Origin of the sequence: Corynebacterium pollutisoli (assembly GCF_900177745.1) — a bacterium.
Classification (GTDB): domain Bacteria; phylum Actinomycetota; class Actinomycetes; order Mycobacteriales; family Mycobacteriaceae; genus Corynebacterium; species Corynebacterium pollutisoli.
The window spans coordinates 42,482-63,632 of the sequence record NZ_FXAR01000010.1 but is presented as its reverse complement, the minus strand read 5'-3'; the positions used below and the strand labels follow the sequence as shown (position 1 = coordinate 63,632).

Below are 21,151 nucleotides of genomic sequence, written 5' to 3'. Positions count from 1 at the left end.
TCCGAACGCAGAAAAGCCCCCACCGGGTTTTCACCGGGTGGGGGCTTAAACTGTGGCCAGAGCCAGGATCGAACTGGCGACCTTCCACTTTTCAGGCGGACGCTCTACCGACTGAGCTATCTGGCCGAAGACTGCCGCAAAGAGCAGTCTCTGCGACCCTGACGGGGCTCGAACCCGCGACCTCCGCCGTGACAGGGCGGCGCGCTAACCAACTGCGCCACAGGGCCTTATTTACTTGTTCTGTGCCCCGTATCGGCCTTGCGGCTTGCTCCGTTGCACGAGATATGACTCTACACAGAGCCTGACAACAACCACAAATCAGCAGGTGGGAACAGGTTTTTCGCTGCTTTGACGGGGGCGCTGAGGAGCGTTGACGGGGACATCGGGAAGCGAAAAGCGAGACACCCCCGGCCGCTTCCGAAGAAGCGACCGGGGGTGTCTCGACCGGCGACCCTGACGGGGCTCGAACCCGCGACCTCCGCCGTGACAGGGCGGCGCGCTAACCAACTGCGCCACAGGGCCATATTCTCTTGTGTCCGAGGATCACTCCTCGAGTACCCCCAACGGGATTCGAACCCGTGTCGCCGCCGTGAAAGGGCGGTGTCCTAGGCCACTAGACGATGGGGGCCAGTCTTTTCGCCAGAAGGGCTCTGGGACGTGCGACTGATTAAGAATGGTACTTCATGGTCCGGCCAGATCAAAACCGCAGGACCGGCCGCTTTTTCCGCGCCGGAGGTGGACTATCCTGGGGTGCATGAACGACCACGACACCTGCTCGTGCCACGAGCCGAATGTCCACGGATACAACGAGAACAAGTCGAGGTACCTCGCCCGCCTCAAGCGGATCGAGGGACAGACCCGTGGCATTCACCGGATGATCGATGAAGACCAGTACTGCATCGACATCCTCACGCAGGTGTCCGCCGTGACCTCCGCCCTGGAGAACGTCGCCCTGGCGCTCCTGCAGGACCACATCTCGCACTGCGTGGCCGGCGCCGCCAAGGAGGACGGGGAGGCCGCGGAGGCGAAGATCGAGGAGGCCATGCGGGCGATCCAGAAGATGGTGAAATCCTAGGCGTCCTGCCCCTGCAGCTCGTCCGCCAGGCGGGCGCGCCACCGCTCCAGCGTCGGCCGGTAGCGGTCGACGGCCGGTAGCGGTCGACGCTGGCGATGAGCAGGTCCTCGACCATGTCCCGCATGACGCCCGGCACCTGCGCCTGGCCCTCGGCGTAGTTGAGGATCTCGCCGAGAGATTCGTCGATGAAACCGGTGATCTCCTGGGGGCGGTGGACCACGCGGACGTCCCCCTCCTCGTCGGCGATGTACGGGCTGGGCTCGACGCAGGTGACCAGGTAGCGCAGCACCCGGTGCAGCTCCTGGATGGCCTGCACCGTGGTCGTCGGGTCGTTGGTGCCCGGGGACAGGGAACGGTCGGCGATGTCCACGAGCTGGCGGACGCCGAAGCCGACGTCCTGCGTCATGGTGCGTTCCAGGCGCACGCCGACGGCGTCGTTGAGCTGCGTGCAGTCCCGGTCCGACACCTCGCACTCGCGCCACACGCGCATGATGCACTGCCCCTCCACGATGAACTCGCCGACGCTGCGGTCGATGGTCACCACGGCGTCGTTCTCCGCGGCCCAGGCCAGCAGCCTCCGGTAGTCGAACCACACGATGTTGCCCGTCCGCCCCGTGCACACCTCCTGGCGCGGATCCCCCGGCCGGGGCGACCAGGTCGGCCCCTGCGCGTGCGTGTCGACGTCCCCGTGGACCGGGTACATCTCCTTCGCCAGGTTGAGGGTCTCCGTGCCGATCGTCGAGACGACGTTGGCCACCTTCATCGACGACAGGATGTGGCGGATGAAGGCGAGGAAGAAGCCGAGGCACGTGAGCACCATGACGAAGGCGATGGTGATCGACAGGCGCGGCACGAAACCGTCGTCCCCCTCCCGGGTGTTCCACACGTAGCGCGTGACGGTGAGGGCGAACACGAAGGTGGACAGGAAGATCGCCAGCGTGCCCTGGACGACGCGACTGCGGAGGAACCCGTCGAGCATGCGCGGACTGAAGGAGCTGTTGACCAGCTGCAGGACGACGAGCGTGTTGGAGAACACCAGACCCGTCACGGAGATCGTCGCCGCGGCGATGACACCGAGCACCTCACGCGCGGCGTCGGGACCACCGGAGAACGCCAGGAAGAGCGGATCCCCGGGGTCGCGCGCCTCGAGCGTGGGGATGACCACGCCCGCCACCAGCGCCACCACCACGCTGACGGCGGGGATCATCCAGAAGGGGGCCCACAGGCGCTGCCAGCGGGTCTCACGGGGACATCGGGGACCGCGCCCCGCACTCGTTGCTCGCTCACCCCTCCATCATCCCAACAGCCGCGAGACGAGTGGCCGGTTCGCCGCCACCCACCGGTAGACACCCGACCACACCCGGTCGAGAGGGCGGAACAGCAGCACCCGGCCGGCCAGCCGCACCCACCCCGCTCCCCCGCCGTCGCGCAGCGCGGCACCGATGGCGCGGTGCCCCAGCTCGTCCCCGCCCGCCGAGCGGAAGACGGCGTGGTGGCGGAGGGGGAGGGGCGCGACGTCGATAAGCGGCGCGCAGCGCTGCAGACGCCGCGCGGCCCGCCGGCAGAAACCACAGTCCGCGTCGAAGAAGAAGGTCATGCCCCGAGGCTACGATGAAGTCATGACGACGGTCGCGGTGGAGACGCAGGGGCTGGGCAAGTCCTTCGGTGCCGTCCGGGCGCTCGACGACCTCAACCTGCAGGTCACGGCGGGTGAGGTGCACGGGTTCCTGGGACCTAACGGGGCAGGCAAGTCGACGGCGCTGCGCGTGCTGTTGGGGGTGCTGCGGCACGATTCCGGCACCGCCCGCGTCCTCGGGGCCGACCCGTGGCGCGACGCCGTGCAGCTGCACCGCCGCATGGCGTACGTCCCCGGTGACGTCGAGCTGTGGCCGAATCTCACCGGCGGCGAGGCCATCGACCTCCTCGGGCGACTGCGCGGCTCCGTCAACGCCGCACGCCGCGCCGAGCTCATCGAGCGCTTCCACCTCGACCCCCGCCGCCGGGGGCGCACCTACTCCAAGGGTAACCGGCAGAAGGTGGCGCTCATCGCGGCGCTCGCCTCCGACGCCGACCTGCTGCTTCTCGACGAACCCACCTCCGGTCTCGACCCCCTCATGGAGGCCGTCTTCCAGGACGAGATCCGCGCCGCCCGGGACCGCGGGGTGACCATCCTGCTCTCCAGCCACATCCTCTCCCAGGTGGAGGCGCTGGCGGACCGGATCTCCATCATCCGCACGGGCACGATCGTGGAGACCGGCACGCTCGCCGACATGCGGCACCTCGCTCGGTCGGAGGTCACTGTCGTGACCGACCGACCCGCCGACGCCCTGCTCACCCACGCCGGCGTGCACCATCCCCGCCGGGACGGCGACCGGCTGCTTGTCGACGTCGACGCCGCCCACCTGCCCACCGTCATGAGCGAGCTCGCCGCCCTGGGGATCCGCGCCCTCAGCGTCACCCCGCCGTCCCTGGAGCAGCTTCTGCTGCGCCACTACAGCACCGGGGAGCAGAGGTGAGCACCCTCACCGGCACCGGCCAGGTCCTGCGTTTCCTGCTGCGCCGCGACCGAGTGCGGGCCCCGCTGTGGGTGCTGGGCATGACGCTCATGACCGCCTACATCGTCGTCGAACTGGGGACGGTGCTCGACGAAGAGTCCCTCCAGGGCATGGCGCAGATGGCCTCCGCCCCGGTCACCGCCCTCATCGGCGGCCCCGGCTACGGTTTCGACGACATCACCGTCCCCCGCTTCCTCGCCGGCCTCTACGGCGCGTACCTCATGCTCGGCGCGGCGTTCATGTCGATGACCACCATCACCCGGCACACCCGCGCCGAGGAACTGCACGGACGCGCGGAGCTCACCCTGGCCGGGGCCATCGGCCGCCACGCCCCTCTGACGGCGGCCCTCCTCCTCGCGGTGGGGATGAACGTGGTGACTGCCGGGCTCATGGCCGGGGTCATCCTGGCCGCGCCCGTCGACTCGGGCGGGGCGTCGACGCTGCTGTTCACCTCATCCATCGCCGCGGTGGGCATCGCCTTCGCCGGGGTGGCGGCCACCACCGCACAGCTCTCCCCCTACTCCCGCACGTGCACCTCCCTGGCCGGGGTGGTGCTGGCCGGGGCGTTCCTCATCCGCGGCCTGGGCGACATGTCCCGGGCCCAGGGAGGGGACCTGGCGTGGCTGTCCTGGCTGTCCCCCCTGGGCTGGGCGCAGCACACCGCGCCCTACACCCACGACCGGTGGTGGCCGCTGGCGTTCCCGCTGCTGTTCGCGGCTGCGGGGGTGGCGCTCGGGTACACGCTGCGGGCCCGGCGCGACCTCGGGGCCGGAGTGCTGGGGGACCGCCCCGGGCGCGCGCACGCGCCGGCGTGGCTGGGGTCGCCCGTCGCCCTCGCGTACCGACTCCAGCGGGGGTCCCTCCGCGGCTGGTCCGTCGCGATGCTGCTCACCGGGCTGCTGCTCGGCGCCTTCACCGACCTCATGGCCGACATCGCCGACACCCTGCCGGCGGAGATGCTCGCCGTCATGGGCGGCGGCGAGGCGATCGTCGACGGCTACCTCGGCTTCATGTCCGTGTACTTCGGCGTCATCCTGTCGGTGTTCGCCATCCTCGCGGTGCAGTCGCTGCGCGCCCAGGAGGCCGGCGGACACACCGAGGCGATCCTGGCGACGGCGGTGGGACACCGGGAGTGGGTGCTGTCCTGGGTGGGCGTGGCCGGGGCCGGCGTGCTGTGGCTGAGCGCGTTGGCCGGCCTCGGCGAGGGACTCGGGGCGGTGCTCGTCACCGGCGACCGGTCACTCCTCCTCCCCACCCTCCTCGGGCACACCGTGCAGTTCGCCCCCGTGTGGTTCCTCCTCGGCCTGGCGACGGCCCTGTACGGGCTCGTGCCGCGGGCGCTCGGCGCGGTGTGGGTGGTGTTCGTCGGCGGCACGCTGCTCAGCTTCTTCGGCCCGATTCTGGGACTCAGTCAGACGTGGCTCAACCTCTCCCCCTTCGGGCACGTCGGCCAGCACCCGGCGACGGACGTCGCGTGGACCGGGGTGGCGGTGCTCGCCGTGGCGGGGCTGGCGCTGGCGTTCCTCGGGGCGGGAGCTTTCCGACGCCGCGATCTCCGGGCCTGACTCCCCCTCGGTGTTCCCACGCGGATTTCTCCGGACCCCAACCGCTACCTGGGACAACGCAAAGGGCCCGCCCATATGCACGTGGGAACCCCGAGGTATGACGACAAGGCCGGGGAACGACCCTCCGTTCCCCGGCCTGTCACCGGTGGGCCCCGTGGGGCTCGAACCCACGACCTGCGGATTAAAAGTCCGTAGCTCTACCAACTGAGCTAGAGGCCCGTGGGACAAATACTAGCGCCCGCTCCCCCACACACAGAAACCAGGCCCTCTCCTGCGGGAACATCCGAAAGTTTGAGATGTCGGTCACGAAGCAGGAACGTTCCACGGGTACCTGTCCGACTAGGTCAGTAACCCCGCATTTTATTCACCGCGACCGGCATGCCAGGGTCGGGCCCACCACAAGTGGGTCTATCGTCGTGTCGGCCGGGAAAGGCTCTCCTGTGGAACTGGATCTCGTCGATGTCTCACGGTGGCAGTTCGGCATCACCACCGTCTACCACTTCATTTTCGTCCCGCTCACCATCGGCCTGGCCCCGCTGGTGGCGGCCATGCAGACCGCCTGGCACGTCACGGGGAGGGAGCACTGGTACCGGGCCACGCGTTTCTTCGGCACCCTCTTCCTCATCAACTTCGCCATGGGCGTGGTGACGGGCATCGTGCAGGAGTTCCAGTTCGGCATGAACTGGAGTGAGTACTCCCGCTTCGTCGGTGACGTCTTCGGTGCCCCTCTCGCGCTCGAGGGCCTGGCCGCGTTCCTCGCGCCGCCGTCGGTCGTCGCACTGTCGTGGCAGTCACTCACCGGCTCCCTCGCCGACCCGGTGGGGATCGTCCCCCACGCCACCGCCGTGTTCTTCGCCCTGCTGCTGCTCACCCAGGTGCCCCGCCTGATGAGGCTCCCCTTCTCCCTGCCGATCCTCGCCTACACCTTCCCCGTGGCCACCGTCGCCACCGTGACGGTCGCGATGGCCGGGGCCACCGGCTCCGGGTTCCACACGGCCCTCGGGATCATCGCGCTCGTCGCCGCCACCGGTATCGTCCTCGGGGCCGTCGGCCGCGTCGCCTGGGCCGCGGCGCAGGGGCAGATCTTCCGGCCCGAGTAGAACGACCGATCCCCCGTCGTCCGCGGTGAGGCGGGCGACGGGGGATCGTCGATAAGCAGGGGTCTAGTTCTGCTTCATGGAGCCGGTCTCGAGGAAGCGCTGGTGGAAGGACAGCGCGGTCGCGAGATCGTGCGGGGTCTGCTGGAACTTGCCGGCGTTGGCGCGCTCGACGTACTCCTCGAGCAGCGGGCGGTAATCCGGGTGGGCGACAGCGATCATCTTGGCGACGCGGTCACGCGGAGCCAGGCCACGCAGGTCGGCGACACCGTGCTCGGTGATGACGACCATGGCGTCGTGCTCGGTGTGGTCGATGTGGGAGGCGAAGGGGACGATCGCGGAGATGTCGCCGCCCTTGGCGTCCGACGGGGAGATGAAGGTGGAGATGCGGGCGTTACGGGTGAAGTCGCCCGAGCCGCCGATACCGTTCATGATGCGGGAGCCGGCCACGTGGGTGGAGTTGATGTTGCCGTAGATGTCGGCCTCGATCATGCCGTTGGAGGAGATCAGGCCGACGCGGCGGATGACCTCCGGGTGGTTGGAGACCTGCAGCGGGCGCAGGATGATGTGCTCGCGGTAGCGCTTGGCCTCCTCGTTCATCTTCTCGGCGTACTCCGGGGAGAGGGAGAAGGAGGTGGCGGACGCGACGGTCATCTTGCCGGCGTCGATGAGGTCGACCATGCCGTCCTGGATGACCTCGGTGTAGGCCTCGATCTTCTCGAACTTGGAGTCCAGCAGACCGGCCATCACGGCGTTCGGGACGTTACCGACACCGGACTGCATGATGTAGTTGTCGTACGCCAGGCGACCGGCCTTGACCTCACCCTCGAGGAAGTCGAGGAAGTAGCCGGCGATCTTCTTGGAGATGTCGTCGATCGGCTTGAACGGCGCGTTGCGGTCCGGGGCGTTGGTCTCGACGACGGCGACGACCTTGTCGATGTCGATGTCGATGTAGGTCTTGCCGATGCGGTCACCGGAGTTGATGATCGGGATCGGGGTGCGGTTCGGCAGGTGCTGGATGCGGTAGACGTCGGCCATGCCCTCGAGGTCGAGGGACTGCCACTCGTTGACCTCGATGATGATCTTGCGTGCGGAGTCGAGGTAGTCGACGTTGTTACCGACACCGGAGGACGGGATGAGGTAGCCCTCCTCGGTGATGCGGGTGGCCTCGACGACGGCGACGTCGATGTTCTTGCCGAAGAAGCCGTGCTCGACCTGCTGGCCGGAGTGGGACAGGTGGATGTCCTGGTACTTCATCTCGCCGGCGTTGATGGCGTTACGCATGGTCGGATCGGACTGGTACGGCATGCGGTAGCGGATCGCACCTGCCTCAGCCATGACACCGTCACAGTCCGGGGCCGTGGAGGCACCGGTGAGGATGTCCACCTTGTACTCGTCGCCCTTGGACTGAGCCTCCTTCGCACGGTTGGCGATGGCGGTCGGAATGGCCTTCGGGTAGGCAGCGCCGGTGAAGCCGGACATACCCACGATGTCACCGTTGTCGATGAACTGGGCTGCCTCGTCGGCGGACATGACCTTGCCGCGGAGCAGGTCGTTGGCGATGCGATCGGACATGTAAGTTCCTCCTGATTACCGGGCCACACGTTCCGGTGGCGGGCCCGCAGTGTCTGTGAGAGTTGTCGTACGGCACCCGCACCGCACGCACGAGTGTCGTGTCGGTTACACAGGAGCCATTTAGTTACGGTGACCACATTAGCGGAAATGGCGTGACGCCGCCGCAAAGCACGCAACTGTGTTAATCGTACGGCACCTCCTGGGGAAACTGCGGGGAGAACCCCGGAGTTGTTTGGTTCCCGCCACCCCCGCGGGGGAGAATGGCGGTGTGACTGTGAACATCGGCTCCCTGACCCTGAACTCCCCCGTGGTCCTGGCCCCCATGGCCGGCGTGACCAACGTGGCGTTCCGCACGCTGTGCCGGGAGCAGGAGATCGAGAAGACCGGCACCGTCTCCGGCCTCTACGTCTGCGAGATGATCACCGCCCGAGCACTCGTCGAACGCAACGAGAAGACCCTCCACATGACCACCTTCGCCCCGGACGAGAACCCCCGGAGCATGCAGCTGTACACCACCGACCCGGAGTACACGTACCGGGCCGCGAAGATGATAGTCGACGAGAACATGGCCGACCACATCGACATGAACTTCGGCTGCCCCGTCCCGAAGGTCACCCGCAAGGGCGGCGGCTCGGCCATCCCCTACAAGCGGCGCCTCTTCGGCAACATCGTCGCCGCCGCCGTCCGCGCCACCGAAGGTACAGACATTCCGGTGACCGTGAAGTTCCGCGTCGGCATCGACGACGAGCACCACACGCATCTCGACGCCGGCCGCATCGCGGTCGAGGAGGGCGCGGCCGCCGTGGCGCTCCACGCCCGCACCGCCGCCCAGCGCTACTCCGGTGAGGCCGACTGGTCGCAGATCACCGCCCTCGTCGAGCACCTGCGCGGCTCCGGCATCCCCGTCCTGGGCAACGGCGACATCTTCGCCGCAGCCGACGCGCGCCGCATGATGGACGAGACCGGTTGCGACGGCGTGGTCGTCGGCCGCGGCTGCCTCGGCCGCCCGTGGCTGTTCGCCGAGCTCTCCGCCGAGCTGCGCGGGGAGCCGCTGCCGCCCACCCCCACCCTCGGGGAGGTCACACGCATCATCATGCGCCACGCCGAGCTCCTCGCCGAGCACGACGGTGAACAGCACGCCTGCCGTGACCTGCGCAAGCACATGGGCTGGTACCTGCGCGGCTTCCCCGTCGGCGGTGAGGTCCGCTCGAACCTGGCCCGCGTGTCCACACTGGCGGAGCTGCGCGAGCTGCTCGCACCGTGGGCCGACTCGGCGGCGGTCGCCGAGGATTCCGACGGTGCCCGCGGCCGCCAGGGCTCCCCCTCCAAGGTCGCGCTTCCCGACGGGTGGCTCGACGACCCGGAGGACGCGACCGTCCCGGACGGCGCGGAGATCATGCATTCCGGTGGTTGATCCGGTTAGTGATTTCCAATTTCATGTCTTTTAGGTTCGCCTGACCCGGCGGAACCGTTTCGTGCACCTTAAGATGGGTCTTATGCGTATCGCTTACCGGGAACATCTGGACAACTTCGCCCATGACCTCATCGTCATGTGCGACACGGTGCGTTCGATCATGACCAATGCCTCCGCCGCGCTTCTCGACGCCGCCCTCGAGCCCGCCGAGGACGCCATCTCCTGCGCCGAGCCGCTCGAGGAGATCCGCACGCGCTGCGAGGACCGCGCCGTCCAGCTCCTCGCCCTCGAGGGCCCGGTCGCCCGCGACCTCCGCCAGGTCGTCTCCTCCATCTACATCGTCGAGGACTTCGACCGCATGGCCGCCCTGGCCATTCACATCGCCAAGGCCGCCCGCCGCCGCCACCCGGAGCACGCCATCCCGGTGCAGCTCCTCGGCTACTTCAAGGAGATGGCCCGCCTCGTCGAGGAGATGGGCGAGAAGACCCGCGACATCCTCGTCGACCCCAACGCCGACGTCGCCCTCGTCCTCAACGAGGACGACGACGCCATCGACGACCTCAACGAGTACATGCTCACCATGCTCACCATGCGCGAGTGGGAGCACACCACCCGCGAGGCCGTCGACGTCGCCCTGCTCTCCCGCTACTACGAGCGCTACGCCGACCACTGCGTCAACGTCGCCGCCCGCATTGTCTACCTCACCTCCGGCCTCACCCCGGACGAGTACACCGAGAAGCAGGAGCGCGACCGCGCCGACGCCGACATCGCCGCCCGCTTCGCCGAGCTGGAGCGCCAGTTCTCCGACCGCGGCCACCGCCCCCCGCCCGCCGGGTAGTCAGCACCGCTCCAGGTGCACCGGCAGGCTCTCCCAGCCGCCGACCGGGTGCGTCGCCCGTGTTCCGGGGCCGGATCCCGGGCGCACGACCGCCGCCGCCAGCAGTTCGTCGAGGAACGCCCGCATCTCCACCATGGACAGCGCCCGGCCCGGGCACACATGGGGGCCGGTCCCCCACACGAGGTTCGCGGCGGCGTGGGTGTCTGGCCGGAACTCCCCCGGCTCCCCGAACGCCGCCGGATCGAGGTTCGCGGCGGTCCAGTGCAGCCGCACGCGTTGCCCCTCCGGCAGGTCCACCCCACCGATGGTCACGGGGCGGGTGGTGACCCGCCGGTTGGAGACGAACGGGCTGTCCAACCGCAGGATCTCGTCGATGATCGCCTCGAACTCCGCCTGCGGCACGCCGAATCGCAGGTGCTCCTGCAGGGCGGTGTCCGTGGACAGCCGGTGGAGGATCACGCCGATGCACAGGGCCATGGAGCTGAGGTCGCCGCCGGTCCAGTTGCGCAGGACGGAGACGATCTCCTCCCGGTGCAGCGGCCGCCCGAAGTTGGTGTCGGTGATCAGCTGCCGGGTGACGTCCCCCTCGGCGGTGGTGTCGTCCGTGAGCCGCGGTTCTACGACGGCGGTGATGATCCGGTCGAAGTCCGCGGCCACTGCGGCGGTCCGCGCGCGGTCCCCGGACCGCGTCGCGGCGGCGTTGTCCCCCACCCAGGCGACGAGCCGGCCTTCGAGTTCCCGTGGCCAGCCGAGCCAGGTGGTCATCGCGCGTACCGCGTAGCGGGTACCCAGATCAGTGACGGCATCGACCTCACCCCGAGGCCCGGGCAGGCTCTCGGCGATCACGGTGCGCGCCGCCTCCCGGAACTCCGGCCCCCGCTTATCGACGACCCCGCGTTCCAGGTACCGCTCGATGAGCGCCCGCCAGCGGGCGTGCTCCTCCCCGTCGAGTCCGTTGGGCAACTGAAGATGGGAGGACACCCGGGAACTGAACACGGCCGGATCCCCCGCCGCGGCCACGACCTCGGGATGTCCGGTGATCACCACGTCACCCTCGCCGGTGTGCACCACGGGGCAGCGCTTCGCCCCCTGCAGCACGGTGGCCAGGTCCCGGGGCGGGTGCCCTGCCAGCCTGACGGTGTCTGCTCCCTGCCCCATATTTCCTCCTATTTTACCCGGTTCAATACTTCCGGGCCCAGTGTAGGCAGAGGGAAGCCCGCAGGCCCACCGTGCGTGCTGCACGGCGGGCCTGCGGGTTGACTGTGGGTTGCTCGGACCAGGAGCGGGGTGGGGCGTGGGCTGCTTATCCGAAGCGGCCGGCGATGTAGTCCTCGGTCTCCTTCTGGTCCGGGTTCTCGAAGATCTTCTTCGTGTCACCGAACTCGACGAGGCGGCCCGGCTTGCCGGTGGCCTCGAGGGAGTAGAAGGCGGTCTTGTCGGACACACGGGCAGCCTGCTGCATGTTGTGGGTCACGATGACGATGGTGAACTCTTCCTTGAGCTCGTGGATGAGGTCCTCCACGGCGAGGGTCGAGATCGGGTCGAGAGCGGAGCAGGGCTCATCCATGAGGAGCACCTCCGGCTCGACGGCGATGGCGCGGGCGATGCACAGACGCTGCTGCTGACCACCGGAGAGGCCGCCACCCGGCTTGTCGAGGCGGTCCTTGACCTCCTCCCACAGGTTGGCGCCGCGCAGGGACTTCTCCGCGACCTCCTTGAGCTTCTTCTTGTTCTTCTCGCCGGAGAGCTTGAGTCCGGCGACGACGTTGTCCTCGATGGACATGGTCGGGAACGGGTTGGCCTTCTGGAACACCATGCCGATGGTGTTGCGCACGGAGACCGGGTCGACCTTGGAACCGTAGATGTCCTCACCGTCGAGGAGGATCTCACCCTTGACGTAGGCGCCCGGGATGACCTCGTGCATGCGGTTGAGGGTACGGAGAACGGTGGACTTACCGCAGCCGGACGGGCCGATGAATGCGGTGACGGCCTGGGCCGGGATCTGCAGGTTGACGTTCTGCACGGCGTGGAAGTCGCCGTAGTAGATGTTGACGTCGTTGAGTTCGAGCTTGGACATCAGTAACTCCTTGTTTCTTGCTTATCGACGGGCCGAAGCTACTGCTTGACCGAGAACTTGGCGGAGATCAGGCGCGCGCCGATGTTCAGCAGCGCGATGATGAGGACCAGGGTGAGGGCGGCGCCCCACAGCTTGTCGAGGACCGCCGGCGAGGTACCGGCCTTGTACATGTCGAGCATCATCAGCGGCAGGGAGGACTGCGGGCCGGTCATGGCGTCGAGGTTCATCGCCTGGGTGGAACCCACGAGGATGAGGACCGGGGCGGACTCGCCCATGACGCGGGCGATGGACAGCATGATGCCGGTGACGATGCCGGACAGTGCCGTCGGGAGGACGATCTTGGCGATCGTCTTCCACTTGGGCACACCCAGCGCGTAGGAGGCCTCGCGCAGGTCCATCGGGACCACGCGGAGCATCTCCTCGGTGTTACGGACGACGACGGGCACCATGAGCAGCACCAGCGACAGAGCGACGGCCATGCCGGAACGCTGGAACCCGAAGAGGGTGATCCAGGTGGTGAAGATGAACAGTGCGGCGACGATCGACGGGACACCGGTGAGGATGTCGACCATGAAGGTGGTCATGCGGCCGAGGCGGTTGCCGTTGGCGTACTCGACCAGGTAGATCGCGGTGAAGATGCCGATCGGGACGGACAGGGCCGAGGCGATCGCGGTCTGCATGAGCGTACCGACGATGGCGTGGGCCGCACCACCACCGGCGGTGTGGTACAGCACGGAGGCCTGGGACTCGGTCCACCAGGCGGCGTTGAGGATCGGGGAGATACCGCGGGCGATGACGGTCCACAGCACCCACACCAGCGGGACCATGGCCAGGGCCATGGTGGCGTACACCAGGACGGTGGCCACGGTGTTGGTGGTCTTGCGGGACTGGGAGATGTGGGTGAAGGAGCTGCCGGAGCCCAGTGCGGTGGCAGTCGGGGTGACGGTGTTGACGTTGTCGGTCATTGTTTTCCTCCGTCTACTTCTTGGCCACGAGGGCACGGGCGATGGAGTTCACGACGAAGGTCAGGAGGAACAGCACCAGACCGGCGGCGATGTAGGCACCCGCCTGAATGTCGTTGTTGAACTCGGGGGCGGCGTTCGCGATGGCGGTGGCGAAGGTGGTGCCACCGTCGAACAGCGAGAAGCGGAAGGCCGAGGACGGCGAGACGACCATGTACAGAGCCATGGTCTCACCGAGCGCACGACCCAGGCCCAGCATGGAGCCGGAGATGTAACCGGAGAGACCGAACGGCAGCACGGTCATGCGGACGACCTCCCAGCGGGTGGCGCCGAGGGCCAGGGCGGCCTCGATCTGGCCGCGCGGGGTCTGGACGAAGACCTCGCGGGCGGTGGCGGCGATGACCGGGAGGATCATCACGGCCAGGACGATGCCGCCGGTGAGGATGTTGCGGCCGGTGGCGAACGACGGGGAGTTGGCGTAGGTGGCGAACAGGAAGAAGTTGCCGCCCCAGCCGTGGACCCACTCGTAGAAGCCGGACAGTGCCGGGCCGAGCACCTGCCAACCCCACAGACCGTAGACGATCGACGGGACCGCGGCGAGCATGTCGACGAGGTAACCGAGCGGCTTGACGGCGCGCTTCGGGGCGTAGTTCGACAGGAAGATCGCGATACCGAGGGCGACCGGCATGGCGATGAGCAGTGCGACAACGGAGATGAGGACGGTGACCGCGAACAGGTTCGGGATACCGAAAAGCATCGCCTCGGTGTTGGAGGTGTTCCACGGGCCGGTGTAGGTGAAGAAACCCATCCAGCCTTCGGCGTTGCGGTTGAGGGACGGGACCGCACGCCAGATCAGGAAGAGGCCGATCGCCGCGATGAGGACGGTGATCAGGGTCGCGGAGGCGGTGGAGAGGAACTCGAAGATGCGGTCACCGGGACGCTTGACGCCACCGGAGGCCTTGATGTCCGAGTGATCCGGGGCATCAGGCTGCTGCGTGGTGCCGATGGTGCCCACGGAGTTGGTGATCGGCTGGTCGGCCGCGGTCACCTGCTCATCCGTGGTCGGTCGGTTGCTTGCCATAAGGCGTAGATCCTTCGAAAGAAAGGGATATGACGGTTAGTGTGTCGCGCCCCGAAACAAGTGCTCAGGACGTGACAGCGCCCCCGATGGCAGATCGCTCACGGGGGCTGCTTTCATGTTTGACCGCAGCCACATTGGGGCGGTCCGGACGCCCTCCCGGGTGATGAACATCACCCGGTCAGGCCCCAGGGTTGTTACTGGATTGCGTCGACGGCCTCAGCCAGGCGCTCAGCGTGGGCACCGGTAACCGGGATGTAGCCCAGCTCCTGGAGCTGCTCGTCCTGGGAGTCCAGAGCAACCTTGAGGAAGTCCTTGACCATGGCGGAGGTCGACTCGTCGTAGCCGGCCGAGCAGACGATCTCGTAGGTGGTCAGGATGAGCGGGTAGGCGCCCTCGGCGTCGGAGCCGAAGAGAGCCTCGGTGTCGACGACCATGTCGTGGCCCTCGGAAGCGAACTGCAGGTTGTCCAGGGCGACGCCCACGGACTCCTTGTTGAGCTCGACCGGGCCGGCACCGAAGTCCAGGTTGGCGATGCCCAGGCCCTGCTGCTCGGCAAAGCCGGACTCGACGTAGGTGATGCCGCCGTCGATGGCGGTGACCTGGGAGGCGACACCGTTGGAGCCGTTGGCGCCCTCGCCGACCTCGGACGGGAAGACCTGACCCTCGGTCTCCCAGATGTCGGTGGCGGCACCGAGGAACTTCTGGAAGTTGTCGGTGGTGCCGGACTCGTCGGAGCGGTAGACGACCGAGATGTCGGTGTCCGGAAGCTCGACGCCCTCGTTCTCGGCGGCGATGGCCTCGTCGTTCCACTTGGTGATCTCGCCCTTGAAGATCTTGGCGACGGTGTCGACGCTGAGGTTGAGGTCCTCGACACCCTCGAGGTTGTAGGCGATGGCGACCGGGCCGATGACGAACGGCAGGTGCCATGCCTCGTTGCCACCGCAACGCTCTGCGGCCGGCTCGACCTGATCGTCGGACAGCGGGGAGTCGGAACCGGCGAACATGACCTGGCCGCCGATGAAGTTGGTGCGGCCTGCACCGGAACCGGTGGCGTTGTAGGCCAGGGAGGCGCCGGAGACGGCCTCCTGGTACTTCTGGCCGAAGTAGTTCATGGCGTTCTGCTGGGAGGAAGCACCCTCAGCGACCAGCTGACCGGAGGTGCCGGAGAGGCCGTCGGTGGTGCCCTCCGCGCCCTCGCCGCCCTCAGCAGCGGTGGTGGCGGTGGTGTCGGTGTCGGCAGAGCCGTTGTCGGAGTCGCCACAGGCGACGAGAGCGGCGGAGCCGGCGGCGACGACGCCGAGGATGGCAGCGGTGCGCTTGAAGTTACGGATCACGGGAGAACCTTTCCGGTACAGATCAGTCAGTGTGGTGGTCCGAGCAACACATGGAACCAGTCAGGTGTCCCATTAATCCAGCCTGCTCTCAGTGTCTACACACCGGGAGCAGGCAGCGTTGTTGCTCACGTCCACTAAAGCTAGGGCCCCCTGGTTAACCGGAGTGGTCAGGTTTCGTGAACAACGAGTTAACAGTTGTCGAGCATTACGAGAACTTTTCGCTCTGACCGGGTATTTTGTAAGTCCTGTCACCCGAAAGTGGGCTATGGATCACACTTCCCAGGTGATTGTTAACTATCCCAGGCTCCACACGACGTGTTCCTCAGAAACGTGGAATCCGAGATCCTCGTACACCTTCACGGCCGGGGCGTTGTCCGCCTCCACGTAGAGGATCACCTTCCCGGCCCCCTTGGACACCATGTGCTCCAGCCCCAGCTGCAGCAGCGGTCCTCCCAGACCCCGGCCCCGGTAGCCGGACGCCAGGCCCACGACGTAGACCTCACCGAACGCGGGGTCCTCCTCGGTGTGCCACTTCGTCCAGTGGAATCCAGCCAGTTCAGGCTCCCCCTCCGCCCACAGGAAGAGGACGTCCTCCGCCGCGAACCAGTCGACCTCCTGCGCCCGGGTCAGCCGCTCACGGTCCCATCCACCCTGCTCCGGGTGCCAGGAGAAGGCGTCGTTGTTGGCCTCCAGCCACGCCTCCTCGACCACGTCACGGCCGTGGCGTTCCACCGCGGTGGGCAGATCCAGCGCCTCGACGCCCTCCGGTGCCGTGAACCCGGCGGCCGCCCGCAGCGCGTCCCCCTCCACCGCCATGACCAGCAGACGGCGGGTCATCTCCCGGCCCTGCCCCTGCGCCAGCGCCCGGGCGGCCGGCAGATTCCCGTGGGCCCACACATCATCCCCTCCGACGGCCTCCAGCAGGGCGGTGCCGATGCCCCGGCGTCGATGGGCAGGGGCCACGGTCAGCTCCCACGAGGAACCGTCGCCGGCGGCGATGCCCTGCACCTCGTCACCGTCGAGGGCGACGAGATGCCGGTGCCCGCGACGCGCATCGTCAAGACCGAGGAGGAACTGCTCGGAGAAGGGATCGACACCGTCGACGCGGGCGGCGTCGGCAAGCAACGTCCGGACGGCGGCGGCACGTACCGGGTCAGCGGTCAGGTCAATCGGCTGGATCGTCATGGACCCCAGCGTAACGCTGGTACATATATAAAGGTGTACGTTCCTCGTCTGCCGCTGATCATCGTCACCGTCCTCGCCGTCCTGGTCGGCGCCGGATGGCTCGTCGACAGCATCGCGGCCTCCCGGGTGGAACGCGCCATCTCCCGGGACGTCGAGGAGGCGGCCCGCCTGGACGTCAGCCCCCGTGTCAACGTCGACGGCGTCCCGTATCTCGCGGCGCTGGCCACGGGTGAGATCCCCTCGATCAGCGTCCACGCCCTGGACGTCGACGTCGCCGAGCTCGGCATGGTCAACGCGCAGACCCGCCTCACCGAGGTGCAGGTCACCCGCGACCAGGTGCTCACCGGCGACATCTCCGGTGCCCCCGCCCGCTCCTTCACCCGCACCATCCGCCTCGACGGGGTGGCGCTCGGCAGGCTGCTCGACATGACCGACCTCGACATCTCCCACCCCTACGACATCTCCCCCGCCGGCGGTGTCGCCGCCGAGGCCCAGCTCACCGGCACCCCCTTCCACCAGCGTGAACCCTCCACCGTCATCGTCGACCTGCGGCTGGTGGGCGACGAATTCCGCATGACCCCCCGCGAGCTCGTCGACGCCCCCGCCGACCAGACCGATGAGGAGGCACAGGCCGTCCGCGACGCCTTCACGCTCACCCTCGACACCCGTAAGCTCCCGCTCGCCGGCCGCGCCAGCACCGTCAACATGTCCGGCGGCTCCATCTTCTTCGAGGCGCAGCGCTTCAACGTCTCCGTCGCGATGTCCGCGCTCTCCCCCGTCGAGGTGACCGGGGACTAGTGGATCCGGAACACGTCGCGGACCACCTGCCGCCACGTGCGTGAGGCCACCGGGTAGGCCTGCCGCGGGGCATACACCTCGACGACATCCCGGCGGCTGCCCAGGTGCGCGCGGGCGAACTCGCCCTCGTACTCGCCGTCCGCCTGGAAGGGCTGCGGCTCCGGGCACTCGAGGAGCACCTCGGAGGCGTCGTCGAACTGGACGGTACGGCCCCGGATCCAGTCCTCGATGACCGTCCGGTGGCCGAAACCGATGAGGTGGAGCATGCTCGCCGCTCCCCGCAGACCCTGCAGACTGGTGAGACCGAACAGCCCCAGGCCGCGATCGAAGGAGTTGCGCGGGTTGGTCACCACCGGCAGAGGCCCGAGGAAGGTCCACGGGTTGGTGTTCGAGGCGACGAACAGGGGCACACGCTGCAGGGAGAGCGTCCGGCTGTCGGGGGCGGTGGCGGTGACGTCGATCCGCGGGGGACGCAGCTGCGCACGGGTCCACACCAGCAGGCACACGGCCAGGTAGCGCAGGGGTGTGGCCGCAAACCCCAGGGTGCGGGCCTCGTCGACGCGGGCGACCACATCGGCGTCCATCCCGAAGCCGGCGTTGACCGCGAACCACCGCTCGTTCCACGTCCCCAGGCAGATGGTGCGGCGCAGGTCCGCGCGGATGAGGGAGGCGAGCATCGCCGTGGCGGCCACCGGGTCGGGCGGGAAGCCCAGGGCGCGGGTGAACACGTTGGCCGAGCCGGTGGGGATGACCGCCAGGGCCGGCAGGTCGGCGGCCTCCGGGGTGTCCTCCCCCACCGGTCCGAGCATCCCGTTGAGGGCCTCGTTGACGGTGCCGTCCCCGCCGACGACCACGACCAGATCCACATCATCCCTGGTCAGGCCGGTGCAGATCTCCTCCGCGTGACCGGGGTGATGGGTGAAGCGACCGGTGAGGCGCAACCCCTCCACCGAGCGCAGGAGCGGGATGATCCGGCGGAACAGGCCGGCGCTCTGGCTGGTGGAGTTCGGGTTCGCTATCAACAGGACGCGCACGGAAGTTCAGCCTAGCCGGGGCACCGCTGTCTCCGCTGGACGGCGCCCGCGTTGTGGCGTACCCGTTTGTGGAGACGGCCCGGGGAAAAGCCCAGGTCGCCGGAGGGCGCCGGAACACAAAGGGGTACGTGCGCACGCGCCACCGCCCCGTCTAGGCTGTATCCCATGACTGAGCAGCCGAAGAACACCCCGTCCGACACCCCCGGCGACGCCGCCGCGGCCGCCGACTCCCCCGCCCAGCACCCCGAGCAGACCCCCGGCCTGAGCGGCAGCGACGCCGTCAACCTGGCCGCCGAGCAGGCGAAGAACACCGCGCACCGCAACATTCCGCCGCTCGACCTCGGTGAGATCCCGCTGCCCGACGACACCGCCAACCTCCGCCACGGCCCGAACATCCACGACGGACTCCTGGCGCTGCTGCCGCTGGTCGGCGTGTGGCGCGGTGAGGGCCAGGCCGACATGCCGGGCGAGGGCCAGTACACCTTCGGCCAGCAGCTCATCTTCGCCCACGACGGCGAGAACTACCTCACCTACGAGTCCCGCGTGTGGAAGATCGACACCGAGGGCAACCCGGTCGGCCCCGACCACCGCGAGTCCGGTTTCTGGCGCATTTCCCTGCAGGACGAGATCGAGGTCGTATGCACCCACTCGACCGGTGTCGCGGAGATCTTCTACGGCGAGCCGGTCAACGAGCGCGCCTGGCAGATCGAGACCGCCTCGACGATGGTGACGTCGAGCTGCTCCGCCACGCTCGGCCCGGGCAAGCGCCTCTACGGCCTCATGCCGAACAACGATCTCGGCTGGGTCGACGAGCGCCTCGTCGACGGTGAGATGCGCCCGCGCATGTCGGCGCAGCTCACCCGCATCGCAGGCTAGGCCTGCGGATCGTAGCGGCGGATGCTGTGGGAGGCGTGCCCCAGCTGCAGCAGCGCCACGAGCAGCCGCGAATGGCGGTAGGTCCCGACGGCGACGCGCATCGCCAGGCGGTCGAGGTCACCCGGCCCGTCGCCGGCACCCGGCGGGACGGTGGTTCCGAGGTCGAGGGCGCTGAGCTCGTCGATGATCCGGGTGAGGTCCTCCAGGTAGTCGACGGCGGGCAGGTAGCCCTCGGCGGCCATCTCGGTGAGGAGCTTCTCCACACCCCGCCGCGCTGCTGACGCGCGATCCGGCCAGCCCCGGTCGCGCAGCAGATGAGCAACGAGTTCCTGCGCGGGCTGACCCGTTTCATCATCATCGCCGGGGAACACGGCCGCCGCACCCAGCGCCTGGGCGGCGCTCATGATGTCGATGACCGGGGCGGGGGTGTCGATGAGTGTGATCAGTCGGCGGATCTCACCGACCGGCGTGCCGACGATCTGCCGCAGCGCCTGGATGAGATCGAGTCGGGCGCGGTGGGTGTCGTCGTAGACGGCAGTCGTCGCGTTCTTCTTCACCCCGGGGTGCAGCAGGCCCTCGCGCAAGTAGTACTTGATGCTCGGCACCGTGACACCGGTGGTGGCGGACAGCGCCTGCAGTTTCACGCGGCCTTCTCGGATAGTGACCATGACCTGATCCGGTGCTGTTCTGGCTGGTCGTGGGCCTGCTGCTCCTGGTGGCCGCCGCCTGGGTCCAGCTGCAGCGGGTGCTTATTCGGCGCCCAGCGCGGAGTTGATGAGGTCGCGGACCTCGTCCTCGTTGTCGGGGGCGGGCAGCGGTACACCGTCGATCTCGGTGACGCGCACCGCGACGCGGACGGAGGAGACGAGCCAGACGGACTCGGCGTCGAGAAGCCGCTCGACGGTCATGTCCTTGGCCTTGCAGCGCCAACCCTCCTCCTCGGCATACTCGAACAGGGCGGCCTGGGTGGTGCCGGGGAGAATGTCACCGCCGGGGACCGGGGTGCGCAGTTTGCCGCCGGAGCGGACGGTGATGACGGTCGAGGTCGCCCCCTCGAGCACTCGCCCGGTGCCGGGGTCGACGTAGATGACGTCGTCGAAGCCGCGGCTGCGAGCGTAGCGGAGGGCCGCCATGTTCGCCGCGTAGTTGAGGGTCTTGGCGCCGACGGTGAGCCAGGGGGCGGGCTTGGGGTCACCGCCCTCGGTGGCCTCGTCGACGCCGGGGAGCGAGGTGTCGATGCTGAAGCCGCGGGGGCTGGTCATCACCTTGACGCCCTTCTTCCGCTGCTTGAGCACGGAATCCGCGACAGGTGTCAGGGTGAGCCAGGCGCTGGGATGGCCGGTGGTCTCGCGGCCGCGGGTGTAGGTCCAGACGCATTTCGCGTCCTCCTCGGAGCGCTGCGACCACTCGGTGACGGCCTCCCGGGTGGCGGCGATCCAGTCTTCCCCGTTGGGCTCGGGCAGTTCCAAGAGGCGTGCCGACGCCCGGAAACGATCCAGATGACGCTGCAGGTTGGCGGGGTGGCCGTCGCGGATGAGCAGGGTCTCAAAGACACCGTCACCGCGGGTCACGGCGGCGTCGTCCCAGTAGATGAGCGGCAGCGCCGAATTGTGGCGCCGGATCGACCCGCCGTAGGGCTCGACGACGTAGATGATGGGCGAGGAGGAGTCCATATCCTTGCATTA

19 protein-coding genes, 5 tRNA genes and 1 pseudogene are annotated in these 21,151 nt (G+C 68.2%); 8 read left to right on the top strand and 17 right to left on the bottom strand.

The features are described from left to right. Window positions 1-53 precede the first annotated feature (53 nt). The 4 genes from B9Y70_RS11820 to B9Y70_RS11805 form a co-directional block, all read right to left on the bottom strand. A tRNA-Phe gene (locus tag B9Y70_RS11820) sits at window positions 54-126 on the bottom strand. Between the two features lie 27 nt (window positions 127-153). Further along, window positions 154-227: transfer RNA gene (locus tag B9Y70_RS11815), tRNA-Asp, on the bottom strand. 221 nt (window positions 228-448) lie between these two features. After that, window positions 449-522, bottom strand: a tRNA-Asp gene (locus B9Y70_RS11810). Between the two features lie 33 nt (window positions 523-555). After that, window positions 556-628: transfer RNA gene (locus B9Y70_RS11805), tRNA-Glu, on the bottom strand. Window positions 629-754: 126 nt separating this feature from the next. Here B9Y70_RS11805 and B9Y70_RS11800 point away from each other — a divergent pair. After that, the gene (locus B9Y70_RS11800; RefSeq protein WP_085550464.1) at window positions 755-1,075 is read left to right on the top strand and encodes a metal-sensitive transcriptional regulator; all 321 of its coding nucleotides are present in this window, start codon (window positions 755-757) and stop codon (window positions 1,073-1,075) included. Between the two features lie 166 nt (window positions 1,076-1,241). Here B9Y70_RS11800 and B9Y70_RS11795 read toward each other — a convergent pair. Together B9Y70_RS11795 and B9Y70_RS11790 are read right to left on the bottom strand one after the other, a co-directional pair. Further along, a pseudogene (locus tag B9Y70_RS11795) lies at window positions 1,242-2,282 on the bottom strand (DUF2254 domain-containing protein); the annotation flags it as partial. Between the two features lie 87 nt (window positions 2,283-2,369). Further along, the gene (locus tag B9Y70_RS11790; RefSeq protein ID WP_085550463.1) at window positions 2,370-2,672 is read right to left on the bottom strand and encodes a thiol-disulfide oxidoreductase DCC family protein; all 303 of its coding nucleotides are present in this window, start codon (window positions 2,670-2,672) and stop codon (window positions 2,370-2,372) included. A gap of 22 nt (window positions 2,673-2,694) precedes the next feature. Here B9Y70_RS11790 and B9Y70_RS11785 point away from each other — a divergent pair, with 22 nt between their 5' ends. Both B9Y70_RS11785 and B9Y70_RS11780 read left to right on the top strand, forming a co-directional pair. Then, window positions 2,695-3,591, top strand: coding sequence for an ABC transporter ATP-binding protein (locus tag B9Y70_RS11785; protein ID WP_085550462.1), 897 nt, complete (start codon window positions 2,695-2,697; stop codon window positions 3,589-3,591). Then, window positions 3,588-5,195 (top strand): ABC transporter permease, encoded by a 1,608-nt coding sequence (locus B9Y70_RS11780; protein WP_085550461.1) that lies wholly within the window; start codon window positions 3,588-3,590, stop codon window positions 5,193-5,195. Before B9Y70_RS11785 ends, B9Y70_RS11780 begins: the two co-directional genes overlap by 4 nt. 146 nt (window positions 5,196-5,341) lie before the next feature. Here the strand turns inward: B9Y70_RS11780 and B9Y70_RS11775 are convergent. Further along, window positions 5,342-5,414: transfer RNA gene (locus B9Y70_RS11775), tRNA-Lys, on the bottom strand. Window positions 5,415-5,641: 227 nt separating this feature from the next. Between B9Y70_RS11775 and B9Y70_RS13185 the strand changes: the two genes are divergently transcribed. Next, complete coding sequence (locus B9Y70_RS13185; protein WP_338025226.1) at window positions 5,642-6,295, top strand: SLAC1 family transporter; 654 nt, start codon at window positions 5,642-5,644, stop codon at window positions 6,293-6,295. A gap of 63 nt (window positions 6,296-6,358) precedes the next feature. Here B9Y70_RS13185 and B9Y70_RS11765 read toward each other — a convergent pair whose 3' ends face one another. Further along, window positions 6,359-7,867, bottom strand: a complete 1,509-nt coding sequence (locus B9Y70_RS11765) for an acetyl-CoA hydrolase/transferase family protein (RefSeq protein WP_085550460.1) — start codon at window positions 7,865-7,867, stop codon at window positions 6,359-6,361. 268 nt (window positions 7,868-8,135) lie between these two features. On the opposite strand from B9Y70_RS11765, the gene dusB reads away from it, so the two are divergent. Together dusB and phoU are read left to right on the top strand one after the other, a co-directional pair. Continuing rightward, window positions 8,136-9,281 (top strand): tRNA dihydrouridine synthase DusB, encoded by a 1,146-nt coding sequence (gene dusB / locus B9Y70_RS11760; RefSeq protein ID WP_085550459.1) that lies wholly within the window; start codon window positions 8,136-8,138, stop codon window positions 9,279-9,281. An 82-nt stretch (window positions 9,282-9,363) separates the two neighbouring features. Then, window positions 9,364-10,119, top strand: coding sequence for a phosphate signaling complex protein PhoU (gene phoU, locus B9Y70_RS11755; RefSeq protein ID WP_085550458.1), 756 nt, complete (start codon window positions 9,364-9,366; stop codon window positions 10,117-10,119). Here the strand turns inward: phoU and B9Y70_RS11750 are convergent, their stop codons facing one another. The 6 genes from B9Y70_RS11750 to mshD all read right to left on the bottom strand — a co-directional run bounded on the left by B9Y70_RS11750 (window position 10,120) and on the right by mshD (window position 16,758). Next, window positions 10,120-11,277 carry a cytochrome P450 gene (locus tag B9Y70_RS11750; RefSeq protein WP_085550457.1) on the bottom strand — a complete coding sequence of 386 codons (1,158 nt, stop codon included), beginning with the start codon at window positions 11,275-11,277 and terminating at the stop codon, window positions 10,120-10,122. A gap of 145 nt (window positions 11,278-11,422) precedes the next feature. Beyond that, the gene (pstB, locus tag B9Y70_RS11745; RefSeq protein WP_085550456.1) at window positions 11,423-12,196 is read right to left on the bottom strand and encodes a phosphate ABC transporter ATP-binding protein PstB; all 774 of its coding nucleotides are present in this window, start codon (window positions 12,194-12,196) and stop codon (window positions 11,423-11,425) included. A 38-nt stretch (window positions 12,197-12,234) separates the two neighbouring features. Continuing rightward, window positions 12,235-13,161, bottom strand: coding sequence for a phosphate ABC transporter permease PstA (pstA, locus tag B9Y70_RS11740; RefSeq protein ID WP_085550455.1), 927 nt, complete (start codon window positions 13,159-13,161; stop codon window positions 12,235-12,237). 13 nt (window positions 13,162-13,174) lie between these two features. Continuing rightward, a complete protein-coding gene (pstC, locus tag B9Y70_RS11735) occupies window positions 13,175-14,239 on the bottom strand; it encodes a phosphate ABC transporter permease subunit PstC (protein ID WP_085550454.1) in 1,065 nt (354 codons plus the stop codon). A 194-nt stretch (window positions 14,240-14,433) separates the two neighbouring features. Beyond that, on the bottom strand, window positions 14,434-15,573 hold the full coding sequence (pstS, locus tag B9Y70_RS11730; protein ID WP_085550453.1) for a phosphate ABC transporter substrate-binding protein PstS: 1,140 nt from the start codon (window positions 15,571-15,573) through the stop codon (window positions 14,434-14,436). A gap of 294 nt (window positions 15,574-15,867) precedes the next feature. Further along, complete coding sequence (gene mshD / locus B9Y70_RS11725; protein ID WP_085550452.1) at window positions 15,868-16,758, bottom strand: mycothiol synthase; 891 nt, start codon at window positions 16,756-16,758, stop codon at window positions 15,868-15,870. 33 nt (window positions 16,759-16,791) lie between these two features. Between mshD and B9Y70_RS11720 the strand changes: the two genes are divergently transcribed. Then, a complete protein-coding gene (locus B9Y70_RS11720; RefSeq protein WP_085550451.1) occupies window positions 16,792-17,556 on the top strand; it encodes an LmeA family phospholipid-binding protein in 765 nt (254 codons plus the stop codon). Here the strand turns inward: B9Y70_RS11720 and B9Y70_RS11715 are convergent. After that, complete coding sequence (locus B9Y70_RS11715) at window positions 17,553-18,590, bottom strand: diacylglycerol/lipid kinase family protein (RefSeq protein WP_085550450.1); 1,038 nt, start codon at window positions 18,588-18,590, stop codon at window positions 17,553-17,555. The genes B9Y70_RS11720 and B9Y70_RS11715 overlap by 4 nt on opposite strands. A gap of 165 nt (window positions 18,591-18,755) precedes the next feature. Here B9Y70_RS11715 and B9Y70_RS11710 point away from each other — a divergent pair, with 165 nt between their 5' ends. After that, complete coding sequence (locus tag B9Y70_RS11710) at window positions 18,756-19,466, top strand: heme-binding beta-barrel domain-containing protein (RefSeq protein WP_085550449.1); 711 nt, start codon at window positions 18,756-18,758, stop codon at window positions 19,464-19,466. Here B9Y70_RS11710 and B9Y70_RS11705 read toward each other — a convergent pair. Continuing rightward, the gene (locus B9Y70_RS11705) at window positions 19,463-20,134 is read right to left on the bottom strand and encodes a MerR family transcriptional regulator (protein ID WP_085550448.1); all 672 of its coding nucleotides are present in this window, start codon (window positions 20,132-20,134) and stop codon (window positions 19,463-19,465) included. The genes B9Y70_RS11710 and B9Y70_RS11705 overlap by 4 nt on opposite strands. An 81-nt stretch (window positions 20,135-20,215) precedes the next feature. Then, window positions 20,216-21,139 (bottom strand): aminodeoxychorismate lyase, encoded by a 924-nt coding sequence (locus B9Y70_RS11700; RefSeq protein ID WP_085550447.1) that lies wholly within the window; start codon window positions 21,137-21,139, stop codon window positions 20,216-20,218. Window positions 21,140-21,151 lie beyond the last annotated feature (12 nt).